The 16,182-nt window shown below is 56.0% G+C and carries 17 protein-coding genes and 1 tRNA gene; 16 read left to right on the top strand and 2 right to left on the bottom strand.

Going from position 1 to position 16,182, the window contains the following annotated elements:
* Positions 1 to 77: 77 nt before the first annotated feature.
* Genes xylF through xylA form a run of 4 tightly spaced genes read left to right on the top strand, consistent with a single transcriptional unit; the run spans position 78 to position 4,576 of the window.
* The gene (gene xylF, locus GOW48_RS03010; RefSeq protein WP_170354203.1) at positions 78 to 1,097 is read left to right on the top strand and encodes a D-xylose ABC transporter substrate-binding protein; all 1,020 of its coding nucleotides are present in this window, start codon (positions 78 to 80) and stop codon (positions 1,095 to 1,097) included.
* Positions 1,098 to 1,157: 60 nt separating this feature from the next.
* The gene (locus tag GOW48_RS03005) at positions 1,158 to 2,456 is read left to right on the top strand and encodes a sugar ABC transporter permease (RefSeq protein ID WP_170751253.1); all 1,299 of its coding nucleotides are present in this window, start codon (positions 1,158 to 1,160) and stop codon (positions 2,454 to 2,456) included.
* A complete protein-coding gene (locus GOW48_RS03000) occupies positions 2,456 to 3,259 on the top strand; it encodes an ATP-binding cassette domain-containing protein (RefSeq protein WP_170751252.1) in 804 nt (267 codons plus the stop codon). Before GOW48_RS03005 ends, GOW48_RS03000 begins: the two co-directional genes overlap by 1 nt.
* A gap of 9 nt (positions 3,260 to 3,268) precedes the next feature.
* Complete coding sequence (gene xylA / locus GOW48_RS02995) at positions 3,269 to 4,576, top strand: xylose isomerase (protein ID WP_170751250.1); 1,308 nt, start codon at positions 3,269 to 3,271, stop codon at positions 4,574 to 4,576.
* A gap of 889 nt (positions 4,577 to 5,465) precedes the next feature.
* Here the strand turns inward: xylA and GOW48_RS02990 are convergent.
* Positions 5,466 to 5,555 (bottom strand) — tRNA-Ser (locus tag GOW48_RS02990).
* A gap of 123 nt (positions 5,556 to 5,678) precedes the next feature.
* Between GOW48_RS02990 and GOW48_RS02985 the strand changes: the two genes are divergently transcribed.
* The 8 genes from GOW48_RS02985 to GOW48_RS02945 all read left to right on the top strand — a co-directional run bounded on the left by GOW48_RS02985 (position 5,679) and on the right by GOW48_RS02945 (position 12,657).
* Positions 5,679 to 6,521, top strand: a complete 843-nt coding sequence (locus tag GOW48_RS02985) for a DUF2059 domain-containing protein (protein WP_170751248.1) — start codon at positions 5,679 to 5,681, stop codon at positions 6,519 to 6,521.
* 5 nt (positions 6,522 to 6,526) lie between these two features.
* The gene (locus GOW48_RS02980) at positions 6,527 to 7,321 is read left to right on the top strand and encodes a DUF2059 domain-containing protein (RefSeq protein WP_331251803.1); all 795 of its coding nucleotides are present in this window, start codon (positions 6,527 to 6,529) and stop codon (positions 7,319 to 7,321) included.
* 209 nt (positions 7,322 to 7,530) lie between these two features.
* Positions 7,531 to 8,142, top strand: coding sequence for a 50S ribosomal protein L21 (locus GOW48_RS02975; protein ID WP_170751244.1), 612 nt, complete (start codon positions 7,531 to 7,533; stop codon positions 8,140 to 8,142).
* A gap of 11 nt (positions 8,143 to 8,153) precedes the next feature.
* The gene (gene rpmA, locus GOW48_RS02970) at positions 8,154 to 8,423 is read left to right on the top strand and encodes a 50S ribosomal protein L27 (RefSeq protein ID WP_170751242.1); all 270 of its coding nucleotides are present in this window, start codon (positions 8,154 to 8,156) and stop codon (positions 8,421 to 8,423) included.
* 249 nt (positions 8,424 to 8,672) lie between these two features.
* Complete coding sequence (locus GOW48_RS02960; protein ID WP_170751240.1) at positions 8,673 to 9,209, top strand: GNAT family N-acetyltransferase; 537 nt, start codon at positions 8,673 to 8,675, stop codon at positions 9,207 to 9,209.
* Between the two features lie 37 nt (positions 9,210 to 9,246).
* Positions 9,247 to 10,281 (top strand): GTPase ObgE, encoded by a 1,035-nt coding sequence (gene obgE / locus GOW48_RS02955; protein WP_170751238.1) that lies wholly within the window; start codon positions 9,247 to 9,249, stop codon positions 10,279 to 10,281.
* Positions 10,269 to 11,375: a glutamate 5-kinase gene (gene proB, locus GOW48_RS02950; protein WP_170751236.1), complete on the top strand. Its 1,107-nt coding sequence runs from the start codon at positions 10,269 to 10,271 to the stop codon at positions 11,373 to 11,375. Before obgE ends, proB begins: the two co-directional genes overlap by 13 nt.
* A gap of 19 nt (positions 11,376 to 11,394) precedes the next feature.
* Positions 11,395 to 12,657: a glutamate-5-semialdehyde dehydrogenase gene (locus GOW48_RS02945; RefSeq protein WP_170751234.1), complete on the top strand. Its 1,263-nt coding sequence runs from the start codon at positions 11,395 to 11,397 to the stop codon at positions 12,655 to 12,657.
* Here GOW48_RS02945 and GOW48_RS02940 read toward each other — a convergent pair.
* Positions 12,654 to 13,250, bottom strand: coding sequence for a histidine phosphotransferase family protein (locus tag GOW48_RS02940; protein ID WP_170751231.1), 597 nt, complete (start codon positions 13,248 to 13,250; stop codon positions 12,654 to 12,656). The two genes, GOW48_RS02945 and GOW48_RS02940, sit on opposite strands and share 4 nt — an antisense overlap.
* 43 nt (positions 13,251 to 13,293) lie before the next feature.
* Between GOW48_RS02940 and GOW48_RS02935 the strand changes: the two genes are divergently transcribed.
* The 4 genes from GOW48_RS02935 to rpsB all read left to right on the top strand — a co-directional run bounded on the left by GOW48_RS02935 (position 13,294) and on the right by rpsB (position 16,129).
* The gene (locus GOW48_RS02935; RefSeq protein WP_170751229.1) at positions 13,294 to 13,476 is read left to right on the top strand and encodes a DUF3553 domain-containing protein; all 183 of its coding nucleotides are present in this window, start codon (positions 13,294 to 13,296) and stop codon (positions 13,474 to 13,476) included.
* A 98-nt stretch (positions 13,477 to 13,574) separates the two neighbouring features.
* Entirely contained in the window at positions 13,575 to 14,330 is a 756-nt protein-coding gene (gene olsB / locus GOW48_RS02930) for an L-ornithine N(alpha)-acyltransferase (RefSeq protein WP_170751227.1), read from the top strand.
* 3 nt (positions 14,331 to 14,333) lie between these two features.
* Positions 14,334 to 15,170: a lyso-ornithine lipid O-acyltransferase gene (gene olsA / locus GOW48_RS02925; protein ID WP_170751225.1), complete on the top strand. Its 837-nt coding sequence runs from the start codon at positions 14,334 to 14,336 to the stop codon at positions 15,168 to 15,170.
* Positions 15,171 to 15,337: 167 nt separating this feature from the next.
* Positions 15,338 to 16,129, top strand: coding sequence for a 30S ribosomal protein S2 (gene rpsB / locus GOW48_RS02920; protein WP_170751223.1), 792 nt, complete (start codon positions 15,338 to 15,340; stop codon positions 16,127 to 16,129).
* Positions 16,130 to 16,182: the final 53 nt, after the last annotated feature.

The following is a 16,182-nucleotide window of genomic DNA, read 5'->3' as shown; positions in this document are numbered from 1 at the left end:
CGCTGAATTAAATATGGTATTCAATTTCGTGAGAGCCGCGAATCGAAACACGATGGCTCGGCAAATGGGAGGAAAACATGAAAAGAATTCTCAGCTTCTCTGCTGTGGCCACGCTGTTGGCTTCGACCGCATTCGCAGAGCCAGTGGTCGGTGTGAGTTGGTCGAACTTTCAGGAAGAACGCTGGAAGACGGACGAAGCGGCCATCAAGTCCGCGCTTGAAGCAGGCGGCGCCGAGTACATTTCGGCAGACGCGCAATCGTCTTCCGCAAAGCAGTTGTCAGATATTGAAAGTCTGATTGCGCAAGGCGTGGACGCGCTTATCATTTTGGCGCAGGACGCGCAGGCAATCGGACCGGCTGTTCAAGCTGCGGCCGACGAAGGTATCCCGGTCATTGCCTATGACCGCCTGATTGAAGACGACCGTGCATTCTATCTAACCTTCGACAACGTGGAAGTCGGCAGAATGCAGGCCCGAGCTGTTTTTGAAGCCATGCCCAAGGGTAATTACGTGATGATCAAGGGCTCTCCTACTGATCCCAACGCTGATTTTCTAAGGGGTGGTCAGCAAGAAATCATCGGGGCTGCCGTTGACAGTGGCGACATTGTTATCGTTGGTGAAGCCTACACGGACGGCTGGTTGCCCGCGAACGCACAGCGAAATATGGAACAGATCCTAACCGCCAATGAAAACAATGTGGATGCTGTCGTGGCATCAAATGATGGTACTGCAGGTGGCGTTGTGGCAGCTTTGACTGCGCAGGGCATGGAAGGCATCCCGGTGTCCGGTCAGGACGGCGATCATGCAGCATTGAACCGTGTCGCGCTGGGAACTCAGACCGTTTCCGTTTGGAAGGATGCCCGCGAACTTGGTAAGGCAGCAGGTGAAATCGCAGTCGCGCTGAGTGGGGGAACAAGTCCCGCCGACGTGGAGGGCGCGGCCAGTTGGACGTCGCCTGGCGGTACCCAGATGAACTCGGTCTTCCTTGCACCTGTACCTATCACGAAGGACAACCTGTCTGTTGTTGTGGACGCCGGATGGATCCCATTGGAGGATTTGTGCCAGGGTGTCGAAAACGGACCTGCCCCTTGTAACTAAACTTCAAAGTCCCTGGCCCTGTCTGGGCCGGGGACCATTGCTGAATATGAAAGATCGGAAATGACCGAAACTTCGTCTCAGCCGATACCGGAAAAAGCAAAACCCAGCCTGTTCCAGCAGTTGGAACTGGATATGCGGCTTTTGGGAATGATCGGCGCGTTTGTCATCCTGTGCATAGGGTTCAACATCTTTACGGATGGACGGTTCCTTACGCCTAGGAACCTGTTCAATCTGTCCATTCAGACGGTTTCGGTGGCCATAATGGCGTGCGGGATGGTGTTCATCATTGTCACGCGACACATCGACTTGTCCGTTGGAGCGCTGCTTGCAACGACGTCAGCCGTGATGGCAATGACGCAAACCGAGCTTTTGCCGCAAGTACTAGGGATGGGTTTGAACAACCCTGCAACCTGGGCGATCACCATTGTCGTCGGGCTGTTTGTCGGCACGCTGATTGGTGCGTTTCATGGCTGGATGGTTGGGTATCTGACGATACCAGCCTTCATCGTTACGCTTGGCGGGTTTCTGGTTTGGCGAAACGTGGCGTGGTATTTGACCAGCGGCCAGACGATTGGCCCTCTGGATAGTACGTTCCTGATGTTTGGCGGGACGAACGGCACTTTAGGCACGACGACAAGCTGGCTGTTCGGCTTGTTCGCCACCGCAATCGCGATCTGGGCTTTGTGGAGCAGTCGTCGTGCAAAGGCGGCACATGGTTTTCCTGTCAAACCCGTTTGGGCAGAGGCCACTCTGGCCGGGATAATCGCAATTGCCATCCTTGGGTACGTTTACATCGTAAACAGCTACGCTATTCCGACGCGTCGGTTGCAACGTATGTTCGAAGCGCGCGGAGAGACAATGCCAGAGGGGCTGGTCGTCGGATACGGTATACCGATTTCTGTCCTCATATTGATCATCGTAGCCGTAACCCTGACAATTGTGGCGCGGAAAACCCGGTTTGGACGCTACATCTTTGCCACCGGTGGAAACCCGGATGCGGCAGAGCTTTCCGGCATCAATACGCGGCTGCTGACCGTGAAGATTTTTGCACTGATGGGTTTCCTATGCGCCGTTTCTGCGGTGGTTGCTTCTGCACGCCTCGCGAACCATTCAAACGACATTGGCACGCTGGATGAATTACGGGTTATTGCTGCCGCTGTAATTGGTGGTACCGCGTTGTCCGGTGGCATCGGGACGATCTACGGCGCCATCCTTGGTGCATTGATCATGCAAGCGCTCCAATCTGGTATGGCCATGGTTGGCGTGGACGCGCCGTTTCAGAATATTGTGGTCGGCAGCGTTCTTGTGTTGGCCGTCTATATCGACATCGTCTATCGCAAACGATTGGGGGCCAAGTGATGCAAGATCAAGGCACGCAGAAAACACCCTCAAAATCTGGGCGCGGCTCCGGCGCAGCGCCATTGGTCGAAATGCGAGACATTTCGATCTCGTTCGGTGGGATCAAGGCTGTCGACCACGTGTCGGTCGATCTCTATCCGGGTGAAGTAGTCGGTCTGCTTGGGCACAACGGGGCTGGAAAATCGACGTTGATCAAGGTTCTGTCCGGCGCATATCAAATGGATCACGGCGAGATTCTGATCGATGGCAAGCCAGTCGAGATTGGCAACCCCCGTGACGCCCGCGCGAACAATATTGAGACCATCTACCAGACGCTTGCCCTGGCGGACAATCTGGACGCGACATCAAACCTTTTCCTGGGACGCGAGATGACGACGCCATTGGGTTTGGTCAACGATGCCGCCATGGAGGCCGAATGCCGAAAGATCATGGCGCAGCTCAATCCGAACTTTCAGAAGTTCAATGACCCTGTCTCTGCGCTGTCGGGTGGTCAAAGACAGTCGGTCGCGATTGCCCGGGCCGTCTATTTCAACGCTCGTATTCTGATTATGGACGAGCCGACAGCGGCGCTGGGGCCGCATGAGACAAAAATGGTGGCCGACCTGATCCACCAGTTAAAGGCGCAAGGCATCGGCATCTTCCTGATTGATCACGACGTGCATGCTGTAATGGAGCTATGCGATCGCGCTTCGGTCATGAAGAACGGAAAATTGGTTGGGACTGTCGATATTGCAGACGTAACAGATGACGATTTGTTGTCGATGATCATTCTCGGTAAGCAGCCAGAACAAAAAGCGGAATAGGGGGCAGATATGCCAAGCGGATTTTTTGAAGGGATCGAAGAGATCCGGTTTGAAGGCGTAGACAGCGACAACCCCATGGCCTTTCGCCACTACAATCCCGACGAAGTTGTCATGGGAAAACGCCTGGAAGACCATCTACGGTTCGCGGTCGCCTGGTGGCACTCCTTCGCGTGGGAGGGTGGAGACCCCTTTGGCGGACCTACATTCGAACGCCCGTGGCATCCTCAGGACGACATGGGACGGGCCCGATTAAAGGCGGACATTGCTTTTGAAATGTTCGAGCTGCTGGGTCAGCCCTTTTTCTGCTGGCACGACGCTGACATTCGGCCCGAGCAGGGCAATTTTGCCGATAACTTGAAAACTCTGGAAGAAATCACCGATTACATCGGTGAAAAAATGCAAACGTCCAGCACCAAGCTCCTTTGGGGTACCGCCAACATGTTTAGCCATCGTCGATGGATGTCAGGCGCGAGCACCAACCCCGATCCGGATGTTTTTGCTTTTGCGGCAGCAACGGTAAAGTCGTGCTTGGATGCGACCCACAAGCTTGGTGGCGAAAACTATGTTCTGTGGGGCGGGCGTGAAGGCTATGAAACTCTGCTAAACACGGACCTGAATACTGAACTGGACCATATGGGCCGGTTCTTGAACATGGTCGTAGAGTACAAACACAAAATCGGCTTCAAGGGCACCATCCTTGTAGAGCCCAAACCTCAGGAGCCGTCCAAGCACCAATACGACTACGACGCCGCGACCTGTGTTGGATTCCTCAGGAAATACGGTTTGGAAAGCGAAGTGAAGTTGAACCTTGAGCAGGGACACGCGATCCTCGCCGGCCATAGTTTCGAGCATGAAATAGCAGTTGCTGCTGCCGAGGGGATGCTGGGTTCGATTGATATGAACCGAAACGACTATCAGTCAGGGTGGGACACAGATCAATTTCCTAACAACACGCCAGAGGTTGCTTTGGCATATTACTACATTCTGAAAGCCGGAGGTTTTACAACTGGTGGCACCAACTTTGACGCTAAAGTACGTCGCCAGTCGCTCGATGCAAAAGATCTTGTTGCAGCACACATCGGCGGAATGGACATCTGTGCAAGAGGCTTGAAAGCCGCGGCTGCTATGATTGAAGATGGCGGTCTGGAGGATGCGCTGTCTGAACGGTATTCCGGTTGGAACGCTCCGGAAGCGGCGTCTATGCTGAACAGTAGTCTCGAGGACATCTCTGCGCGAGTTTTACAGGACAATATCAACCCGGAACCACGATCTGGGCGTCAGGAAATTCTGGAAAACTATGTGAACAGGTTTGTTTGACCGAGGAAAAATATCAGCTGAAGTATTGTCAAAAGAACTTGGAGTGAACTGAGCAGAGGCTTTTGTAGTCATCACGCATGACTAAGTGATTGCAATCAGATCACTTTAAGCCGAAAGGATCACGTGCTGTTATAGTGCGCTTAAGTGGATCAGCGCTAATGGCCTGCCTAACGCAGGACGGAGGTTTTAAAGCTGCACTGGACGGCGCAGATGGCCAGTACCCGCCAACCTAAGCAGTAGTTTATTTGTCAACGCAACAGGCTGCACAGGTTTTACTATTCGTTTTCGTCCAGACGCAGCGACCTGCTGGCTTGATGCGTCGAAAAACACGCGTGTTTTAAAAAGTAGGCGGCGGGACCAAGTTGCAATAGTTGCCTTACGCCCATTCCGGCAGTCAAGAAATGCAGGTTGGTAAGGTCAGTGCCCTCGCTGTTCATGGCTGAGCCGACTGATCGCGCTCAGGAGCCACGATCGATAGGCGGGAATTCCTCAGTCTCGACTGTGTTTTGGCATCTTTCTCAATTGATTTAGTCTGACATGTTCCTGCGGAATTTCAGCAAGGGTGCTTAACATAGAGTGCTGTTTCCTGCCTTGCCTCACACTTGTGTAAATCGCCCGGGTGCAAGCTGATGGCGACAATGAGTCTGTTGAAGTCGACAAAAACCGCAAAACTCAAAAGTTGTCTTGCGGACGCAGGGTATCTTTTGGTTGTCCGACTAAGTGTGAGAATAGAGCAAAATCGCCGTAGTAGGCTTCAAAAGGAAAACAGTTGGCTTTAACAAAGTTCAAAAAGCCTATCAGTATGACGGCTTTGATCCAAACTATCGCAACAACGGAAATCTCATCACGCCCAGAAATGCGTTGTTTTCCGCTTTCTGCGTTGGGATAGTGGCGGAGAGACAGGGATTCGAACCCTGGGTGGGCTTGCACCCACAACGGTTTTCGAGACCGCCCCGTTCGACCACTCCGGCACCTCTCCGCGGGGGTCTGTGAGGGGGGGATTTAGTGAGGAACGGGCAGGGGTGCAAGCAGAAAATTCCCGAAATTCACTAAGAAGGGATTTTCCATTGCCTGACGGCGTAAAACACCTAGGCTCTGTGTCATGACATATATCTATCGCACCGCCTTTCTGCCCTTTTGTTTGTTGGTCGCAACGCTATTCGCCTTTCCGGTTTCATCGCTCGCTGCCGAGCGGGACAGGATAGAGGCATTTCTGGCAACAACCGGCTTTGACGTCGCGTTGGAAAGTATCGCGCTGGCCTCGGCATCAGCGCCGGAAATGCTGGGGATTGACCCGGACGGATTCGGTTCGGATTGGGCCCGACTGACCGAAGATGTGTTTGACGTCCAAGAGATGCATGAAACCGCCGTTTCAATTCTAGAGCAGACACTTAGTGATGACGCTCTGAATCATGCAGTCGAGTTTTATGCGTCCGATCTGGGTCAAAGACTGGTCGAGGCCGAAAACGCGTCGCATCTGATTGAAGATGAAGACGCCAAACAGCTTGAGGGTCAGCAGATCGTGTCAGACCTGATCCGTGAGGGCTCGATGCGGGTGGAAGAGCTGAAGCGGATGAACGCAGCCGTTGATTCTAGTGGAACAGCCCTGCGTGCCATTCAAGAAATCCAGCTGCGGTTCCTTCTCGCAGCAAGCGCTTCGGGTGTTATTGACCTACAGATGGGAGCAGACGACCTAAGACTGTTGATGCGCCAGAACGAAGCCGGGATGCGTCAGTCGCTGCAATTGTCTGCTCTGGCAGGCGCGGCTTATACGTACCAGGATTTCTCGGATGCGGATATCATCGCGTACTCAGACGCGCTTGAGGAACCCCTGATGCAGGAGGTTTATGAACTTCTGAACGCCATTCAGTATGAAATCATGGCCATGAAATTCGAAGATCTTGCAGCACGTATGGCGGATCTGCATCCGGCTCAGGATATCTGATGCGAGTGGGTGTCCTTTTCTTGGTGATCACGCTGTGGGCGACAATTGGGTCGGCCTCGGAAAAAGTGAACCGTCTGATGGATGCCATACGCCTTGAACAGGTAATCGACATTCTTCGAAGTGAAGGGCGCGAACAGGCCAAGGAGTTAAACGAAACGCTTCTGGGCAATTCCGGTGGGTCATATTTTTCGGCGCAACTGGACGTCATTTACGATGCGGAATGGATGCACGATCAGATCAGCGATGTTTTCCAAGAGGCGCTGACTGAAGGTCAACTGGATCGCGCAATCGTTTTCTATGAAAGTGACCTTGGCCAGACGCTTGTTTCCCTTGAGAATTCGGCGCGCGAGGCGATTGGCGACGAGACCATCCTGGAGATGGCCAAGGACAGCTTTTTGACGGGCGATCACGATGTGTCTCTTTACCGCCTTATTGACGAATACATCGAGGTTAACGATCTGATTGCAAAAAACGTCCACAGCGCCATCAGTGCAGATTTCCAATTCTTTCGAGGGCTGAACGAGGATGTCGGCGCGGATGATCAGGAAATATTGGCCCAACTGCTAACCGAAAAGGACGCCATCACTCAAGATACGGAAACATGGTTGTATTCGTTTTTGTTGATGGCCTATCAGCCGTTAGAGGATGGGCAGATGCGAGAAAACATCGCCTTTTCGCGTACCGAGACGGGGCGCGCGATAAACAAGGCTTTCTTTGATAGCTTTGACCAAATGTATGACAACATCTATTACCGACTTGGTCAGGCAGTTTCACATGCGTTGACGGCTTCGGAACTATAAGCGGGCTTTTGCTGTTGACTTTCACGAGCATTCCGGAAATAAGCGCGCATCCCGGCCGGTTACTCCGCGCCGGGTCTCGTTATTATTGACCCATCGGGCCTGTCCCTAGGGTCGTCACACAGCCCGAAAAGGGCGCGCTGTTCGAGGTGGCGAAGGCCAGAAACCCCCGATCGGGGACCACAGAACGCGGGTTGGAAAAGGAAAGACGCATGTTTGCGGTCCTCAAGACTGGCGGCAAGCAGTACAAGGTTCAGGCGGGCGATGTGCTCCGCGTTGAAAAGCTGGCTGCCGACGCAGGTGAAAAAGTTCAATTCAACGATGTTCTGATGCTGGGCGGCGACGCTCCGGTTGTTGGCGCACCTTTCGTTGAAGGCGCAGGCGTACAGGCCGAAGTGATCGAACAGATCAAAGGTGACAAGGTCATCAAATTCGTCAAACGCCGTCGTAAGCACAGCTCGAAGCGTACCGTTGGCCACCGTCAGAAGCTGACTCTGGTCAAAATCACCGACATCCTGGCGTCGGGCGCTGACAAGTCGGGCATCAAAGCGGCAACCGGTTCTGCACCGGCTGGCGAAGCGGCACCTGCTGCAAAGCCTGCCAAGAAAGCTGCTGCCAAGGCAGAAGCACCCGCCGCTGCTGCTGCTGACGATCTGACCAAGCTGAACGGTGTCGGCCCCGCCGCTGCCAAAAAGCTGAACGACGCAGGTATCGAGAGCTTTGCCGCTCTGGCCGCCTTGTCGGACGAGCAGATTGCTGCTATCGACACCATCAAAGTGAAGCCCGAATGGGTTGAGCAAGCCAAAGAGCTGGCTCAAGGCTAAGGAGAGAGAGAATGGCACATAAAAAAGCTGGCGGTTCCTCCCGTAACGGTCGCGACTCAGCTGGTCGCCGCCTTGGCGTGAAACTCTATGGTGGCCAGGCGGCCATCGCAGGCAACATCATCGTACGTCAGCGCGGCACCAAGTTCTGGCCGGGCGAAGGCGTGGGCATGGGTAAAGATCACACCATCTATGCAACTGTTGATGGCGCCGTGAAGTTCCACAAGGGACTCAAGAACCGCACCTTTATTTCGGTCCTGCCAGTGGCGGAGGCCGCAGAGTAAGCCGAAACCCTAAAGGTTTAGAAATAAATGGGGGACCGGCAGAAAATGCCGGTCCCCTTTCTCGTTTTTAACACAGTTTTGACCTATGAGCCCGATGACACACGCAGCAAGCACAATACCGCCCCTGTTTCAGGGACGCATTGCCCATGCGGTTGAAGATCGTCTGGGCCGCAAATATCTGATGTGGACGTTAATTGGTTTCACTGTTGCGTCCGTAATTTACGTGTTGTTCGGAGGAGGACCGCACTCATGAAGTTTGAGACAATAATAAACCAGCCGGTGATCGAAACCGAGCGGTTCGATCTACGCCCTTTGCGTCGTTCGGATATGGGTCTCATTGAACACTATGCAGGCGACGAACGTGTGGCGCGGATGACCACGGCTATTCCACATCCATTGCCGCCTGGCTCGACCGAAGCGTTCGTTACTCGCGCCATGTCCGAGGAGCGGGACGAAGACGTTTGGGCCTTGGATGCCACCAAAGATGATGGACCAGAGCTGATTGGCCTGATTTCGTTGACTCGGCTGGATCGCAACCAGTCCGAGGTTGGGTATTGGGTCGCGCCGATCTACTGGAACACTGGTGTGGCCTCGCTGGCGGTTGAGGCGTTGGTCAATGCAAACCCGTTGGAGAACGCCAATATGTTCGCCAGCGTGTTTCAGGACAATCCGGCCTCGGCCCGGGTATTGACCCATTGCGGGTTTGAATATCTTGGCGATGCCGAAAACTATTCGGTGGCGCGCGATGCGAACGTGCCCACCTGGACATATACAAAGAAACTGTGACTTGTGGCCGATGGGGCCTTTGCAGTAGGGGACAGCTATGAAATTTCTCGATCTTGCAAAGGTCTACATCCGGTCCGGGGCCGGTGGGGGCGGCTGCGTCAGCTTCCGGCGCGAAAAATACATCGAATATGGCGGCCCTGACGGCGGGGACGGCGGCAAAGGCGGCTCGGTCTGGGTTGAGGTTGTGGACAGCCTGAACACCCTGATCGACTTCCGCTATCAGCAGCATTTCTTTGCCAAAAACGGTCAGCCCGGTCGTGGGCAGCAGCGTACCGGCAAGGATGGCGATGACATTGTCCTCCGCGTGCCTGTTGGGACCGAAATTCTGGACGAGGACGAAGAGACCGTCATCTGCGATCTGACAGAGGTCGGGCAGCGCGTGCTGCTAGCGAAGGGTGGCAATGGCGGTTTTGGCAACCTGCATTTCAAGTCAGCTACCAACCAGGCTCCGCGCCGGGCCAATCCGGGGCAGGCGGGGATCGACCGCACCATTTGGCTGCGGCTGAAGCTGATCGCCGATGTGGGTCTGCTGGGCATGCCCAATGCGGGCAAATCGACCTTTCTGGCGGCCACTTCGAATGCACGGCCCAAAATTGCGGACTATCCGTTTACGACCCTGCACCCCAATCTGGGCGTTGTGGGAGTAGATAACGTTGAGTTCGTTGTTGCCGACATTCCTGGCCTGATCGAGGGCGCGCATGAGGGCCGCGGCATTGGCGACCGTTTTCTGGGCCATGTCGAACGCTGCGCCGTACTGCTGCATCTGGTCGATGGCACCTCGGAAACCGTGGCCGAGGATTACCGCACCATCATTCACGAGCTTGAGGCTTACGGTGGTGAGTTGGCCGAGAAACCCCGGATCACCGTGCTGAACAAGGTCGATGCTCTGGATGATGAGGAACGCGAACTGGCCAAGTCTGAGTTGGAAGACGCCGTGGGCGGCCCCGTCATGACCATGTCCGGCGTCGCGCATTTGGGCGTGACCGAGGTTCTACGCGCCCTGCGTTCGGAAATCGACGACAATCGCCTTCGTCACAAACCCGCCGAGGAGGCCGCGCCTTGGCAACCCTGACTTCAGCCAAACGTCTGGTTGTGAAGATCGGGTCTGCCTTGCTGGTGGATCGGGATACAGGGTTGTTGCGGTCTGACTGGCTGAAGTCGCTGGCGCAGGATGTGGCGTGGCTCAAAGGGCAGGGGACGGACGTCATTTTGGTGTCCTCCGGCTCGATTGCTCTGGGGCGTGGGGTTCTTAGCCTACCTATGGCGACATTGCCGCTGGAACAGTCTCAGGCGGCTGCGGCCGTTGGGCAAATCCGTCTCGCCCGCGCCTATGAAGAGGTTCTGGCCCCGCATAACATCACCACCGCGCAGGTTCTGGTCACGCTTGAAGACAGTGCCGATCGCCGTCGTTACCTGAACTCACGCGCGACGCTTGAGACGCTGCTTGGCCTGGGCGTCGTCCCGATTGTCAACGAAAACGATACAGTTGCCACGGATGAGATCCGATATGGCGACAATGATCGTCTGGCTGCTCAGATCGCTGTCACCGTAGGCGCAGACCAGTTGATCCTGTTGTCTGATGTGGATGGGTTCTATACCGGGAACCCGACCGAGGTCAGCTCGGCGACCCGTTATGATGTGATCGAACAGATAACGCCCGAGATTGAGGAAATGGCCGGTGACGCCGGTTCAGGTCTCTCGAAGGGCGGGATGAAGACCAAATTGCTGGCGGCTAAGATGGCGACAGCTGCAGGTTGCGACATGGCGATTACTGAAGGATCGACCTTAAACCCGCTGAAAATGCTCGAAAATGGCGCGAACTGCACGTGGTTTACGGCCACGGTTGACCCGCACGCGGCGCGCAAACGTTGGATATCAGCCATGAAACCCCGTGGTGAGATCGTGGTGGATGCCGGCGCGGCCAAAGCACTTGGCAATGGCAAAAGCCTTCTGCCTGCGGGTATTGTCGAAGTGACCGGCGATTTCGGGCGCGGCGATCCGGTGGCGATCATAGATCCGCAGGCGAGGCGTTTGGCCCAAGGTCTCAGCCGCTACACTGCGCAGGAGGCAGACGCGATCAAAGGGCGCAAATCATCCGAGATCGAGGCGACGCTAGGCTATCCGGGCCGCGCCGTGTTGATCCACCGGGACGATCTGGCGCTGTAGTTAAAGAAAGGCATGTAAGATGAAGGATTTCGACAGCATTCCCGCCCTGATGACTGATTTGGGTGTGCGCGCCAAAGCGGCCTCGGCCGAACTGGGCTTTGCCAGTGCCGAGCGTAAACACGCGGCCCTGATTGCCGCTGCCGATGCGGTCTGGACGCGACGCGCCGAGATCATTGAGGCCAACGCGAAAGACCTGGAGTTCGGGCGCGACAAGGGTCTGAGCCCGGCGATGATGGATCGCCTGATGCTGGACGAAGCCCGAATTCAGGGCATGGTCGATGGTCTGCGCACCGTTGCCGATCAGGCTGATCCGGTGGGTGAGGTTCTGACCGAATGGGACATGCCGTCAGGTCTGCATATCCAGCGCGTGCGGACGCCTCTGGGCGTGATCGGCGTCATTTATGAAAGCCGCCCGAATGTGACAGCGGATGCGGGTGCGCTTTGCTTGAAATCGGGCAATGCGGTGATCCTGCGTGGCGGTTCGGAAAGCTTCCATTCCTCAAGCGCGATCCATGCCTGTCTGGTCGAGGGTCTGAAGGCTGCCAACCTGCCCGAAGACGCGATCCAGTTGGTGCCCACACGCGACCGAGCAGCCGTTCAGGAACTGCTGACGATGACCGACTATGTCGACGTGATCGTCCCGCGCGGTGGTAAAGGGTTGGTGGGCCTTGTCCAGCGTGAGGCGCGAGTGCCCGTGTTCGCGCATCTGGAAGGCATCGTGCATATTTATATCGACAAAGCTGCCGACCCCGCCAAAACAATCGAGGTCGTTCTGAACGCCAAAACCCGCCGGACGGGGATCTGTGGAGCAGCCGAATGCCTGCTGATCCATCAGGACGTTGCTGAAACTTTGGGCCGGGACGTCATCCAAGCTTTGTTGACTTCTGGTGTCGAAGTCCATGCCGAGAGCGGTTTGGAGATGAACGGAACGATTGCAGCGTCGGCCGACGATTGGGGAAAAGAGTTTCTCGACACTATCATCGCCGCCAAACCTGTTGCCGATATTGACGCGGCTATTGCGCATATCCGGCAGTACGGCTCTGACCATACAGATTGTATCATGACCGAAGATGCAGAGGCCGCTGCGCGGTTCTTCGAACGTCTCGACAGTGCAATTCTGATGCACAACGCCTCGACGCAATTTGCCGATGGTGGAGAGTTTGGCATGGGCGCTGAGATCGGTATCGCCACCGGCAAGATGCATGCGCGCGGACCTGTGGGCGCTGCTCAGTTGACCAGTTTTCAGTATCTGGTCCGCGGAAACGGGACTATTCGGACCTAGAACCGTATCTCAACGCGGGTTGAGGTTGTATCCACCGCAACCCGCCGTCCCATAGAAGTCGCGGTATCGGGGAGCAAGGCGAACTGAACGTGGGCAGGCGTGACCTTGTTGGCAAGCCGCCCGCGGGGCAGGTTATTCCATAAGTCGTTGTCGATGTTCAATTTGTCCGCGATACCCGTGACGGACCAGCGGTCTAAATCATTGCGAATGGAGACTTCGCCGCCGAACGGCATTGCGCTTTCACAGCACATCAATGCCAGAAACGCCAATTTGACCTGATTGCGCGGCACGGCTTCGGTGAGGTTCCAGTTCACCCGCAAACGTCCGGCTCGTTCTACATCTTTCAGCAAATCGCTGACTTCAGTCCGCCCCAAGGGTTGATCCCCTGCGGACCCAAAGGCCACGCGAAAGAATCTGATCCGCGCGCCAGCGCTGCCGACACTGCCCGAGATCAGCTCCATCTCGGGGCCTTGGGTGCCGCCAACCATTTCCAGCAGTTCAAGCCCGTTGGTAATCGCGCCAATAGGGCTGATCAGGTCGTGACAGATGCGCGAGCCGATCAGCTCGGCCAGGTTGACGTCTGTAGCGCTCATGCGTACCTCCTGCTGTATCTGCCGCCGGACCCGGAGCCCAGTCATGTCAGACCTCAATGCCATTCTCGCACCGGGCATGTTTGTCCGCCACCCCGATTTCCCCGATTGGGGCGTTGGACAAGTGCAGTCCAATATCGGTGGCAAAATCACCGTGAACTTCCGCGAGCAGGGGAAAGTGGTGATTGACGGATCGCGCATCGCCCTGATGCCCGTCTTTGATCCGTGAAACTGGTTTAGGAAAGGTTAACGCGCAGTCGGTCGCGCGCTTGGTTGCCATTCCCCCGATACCTGCGGTATCAGCCCTGAAACCACAGGGACGTTCTGATGTCGGGTACAGGCCCATCCTTCACCGTCAAACTCGCCGAGACCGAGGCCGAACTACGTGCCGCGCAGCGGCTGCGCTATGACGTCTTCGTTCGCGAACTGGGTGGTGGCGGAGAGATGGTTGATCACGACGCAGGGCTGGAACAGGACCGGTTTGATCCGTATTTCGACCATATGCTCGCCATCGACGACCAGACGGGCGAAACTGTTGGTGTTTACAGACTGTTACCGGGTGAACGTGCAGCAGATCTGGGTCAGTTTTATTCCGAAGACGAATATGATGTCAGCGTCCTTAAAGACAGCGGTCTCAAGCTGTTGGAATTGGGGCGATCCTGCCTCCACCCTGACTATCGCGGCGGCACGGCAATGTATCATCTGTGGAACGGTCTGGCCGCCTATGTGAACGCGCGCCAGATTGAAGTTCTGTTCGGCGTCGCCAGCTTTCATGGCACTGATGTTCAGGCGCTGGAGCAGCCTCTGTCGATGTTGCATCACAACCACCTCGCGCCGCCAGACCTGAGGGTGCGGGCGCAACCCGATGTGTTTCAGCCGATGGACTTGGTGGACGTGGATGCGCTGGATCGCCGTGCAGCCATGGTGCAGGTTCCAGCGCTGATCAAAGCCTATCTTCGGCTGGGCGGGTTCGTGGGCGAGGGCGCTTTCATCGACCATGCCTTCAACACAACGGACGTGTGCCTGATCCTGGACACAGCGCGTATGAACGAGCGCCAACGGCGCATCTATACCGGAGCATAACCCTTGAGCGACGCATCCTGGCACAGCGAAGACGCGCCTGATCCCATTGAGCTGGGCCTGATCGGCTGGATTCTGGTCATCTTGCGTGGTCTGCCACTGGCGATGTTAGTCTTCGGCGGTCTGATTGTTCTACTGATCCTGCGGCTGATCGAACGACCGATTTACGGTGTCCGCCGCCCCGTCACGCCCTTCATCACACAGTTTGTATGTCGCAACGCTTTTCGCATTCTAGGAATGGGGTTCCGCAGTTCCGGAGAGTTGATGACCCAACGCGGTGCAGTGGTGGCCAATCACTCCTCGTGGTTGGATATTTTCGCGCTTAACGCCCGCAAAAGGGTCTATTTCGTCTCAAAAGCCGAAGTGGCGAAATGGCCCGGTATCGGCTGGCTTGCCCGGGCCACGGGTACGGTCTTCATCGAACGCAACCGTAAAAAGGCGCGCGAGCAAACCTTGTTGTTTCAGGAACGCTTGTCCGCAGGTCATAAGTTGGTGTTTTTTCCGGAAGGCACCTCGACCGATGGAATCAGGGTTTTGCCCTTTAAAACAACACTCTTTGCAGCGTTCTTTACCGATGAACTGCGCGAATTCATGTATGTGCAGCCCGTTTCCGTGATCTATCATGCGCCCGTTGGGCAACCCAACAGGTTCTATGGCTGGTGGGGAGATATGGATTTTGGCCCGCATCTGCTGAAAACGCTGGGCGCCCGTCGACAAGGTTGGGTCGAGTTGATCTACCACATACCCGCCAAGGTCAGCGATTTTGAAAACCGCAAAGCGTTGGCTGCTCATTGCGAGGAAGCCGTCCGTCATGCCCATAGCTTGGCGCGGCTTGAAAAATAGGGGCGAAAGCCTCTTGCACTGCACCAAAACCTGCCGTATACGCGCGCCATTCAAACCCGCAGGCGGGGTTTGGGCCTTTTGGAGGGAGACATCCTCATCAGGCCCGCCGGTTGGAGCATCCGCTTCTTTCACCCCCGCCAAGGCGTAAACCGGAAAAGGAAAATAGCATGGCTCTTCCCGAGTTCACCATGCGTCAGCTGCTGGAAGCTGGCGTTCACTTTGGTCACCAGACACAGCGTTGGAATCCCCGCATGGGCCCGTTCATCTACGGCTCGCGCAATGGCATCCACATCATGGACCTGACCCAGACCGTTCCGATGCTGGATCAGGCGCTGCAGGCGGTTCGTGACACCGTTGCAAAAGGTGGCCGCGTTCTGTTCGTTGGTACCAAGCGTCAGGCCGCTGGCCCGATCGCCGAAGCAGCTGAAAAGTCAGCTCAGTACTACATGAACCACCGCTGGCTGGGCGGTACGCTGACCAACTGGAAAACCGTTTCTCAGTCGATCAACCGTCTGAACCAGATCGACGAAGCAATGGAAGCCGGCGCAGAAGGCCTGACCAAGAAAGAGCGTCTGGGCATGGAGCGTGACCAGCAGAAGCTGCAGGCTTCGCTGGGCGGTATCCGCGAGATGGGCGGCGTTCCTGACCTGCTGTTCGTCATCGACGTCAAAAAAGAAGCACTGGCCATCGCCGAAGCCAACAAGCTGGGTATCCCGGTTGTGGCTGTTGTCGACACCAACTGCTCGCCCGACGGTGTTGACTACATCATCCCCGGCAACGACGACGCAGCCCGCGCCATCGGTCTGTACTGCGACCTGGCCGCACGCGCGGCTCTGGACGGCATGACCGCTCAGATGGGTGCTGCTGGCGTGGACCTGGGTGCATTCGAAGAAGCACCGGTTGAAGAAGTAGTCGCCGAAGAAGCCCCCGCGGAAGCAGAAACACCTGCCGAAGCGTAAGCTGCCCGTCACGTAAATGACATATGGGGCAGGGTAGACCTGCCCCAATTCCG

The organism is Ruegeria lacuscaerulensis (genome assembly GCF_013033355.1).
GTDB classification, from domain to species: Bacteria; Pseudomonadota; Alphaproteobacteria; order Rhodobacterales; family Rhodobacteraceae; genus Ruegeria; species Ruegeria lacuscaerulensis_A.
This window is presented reverse-complemented; position numbering and strand designations above follow the sequence as displayed.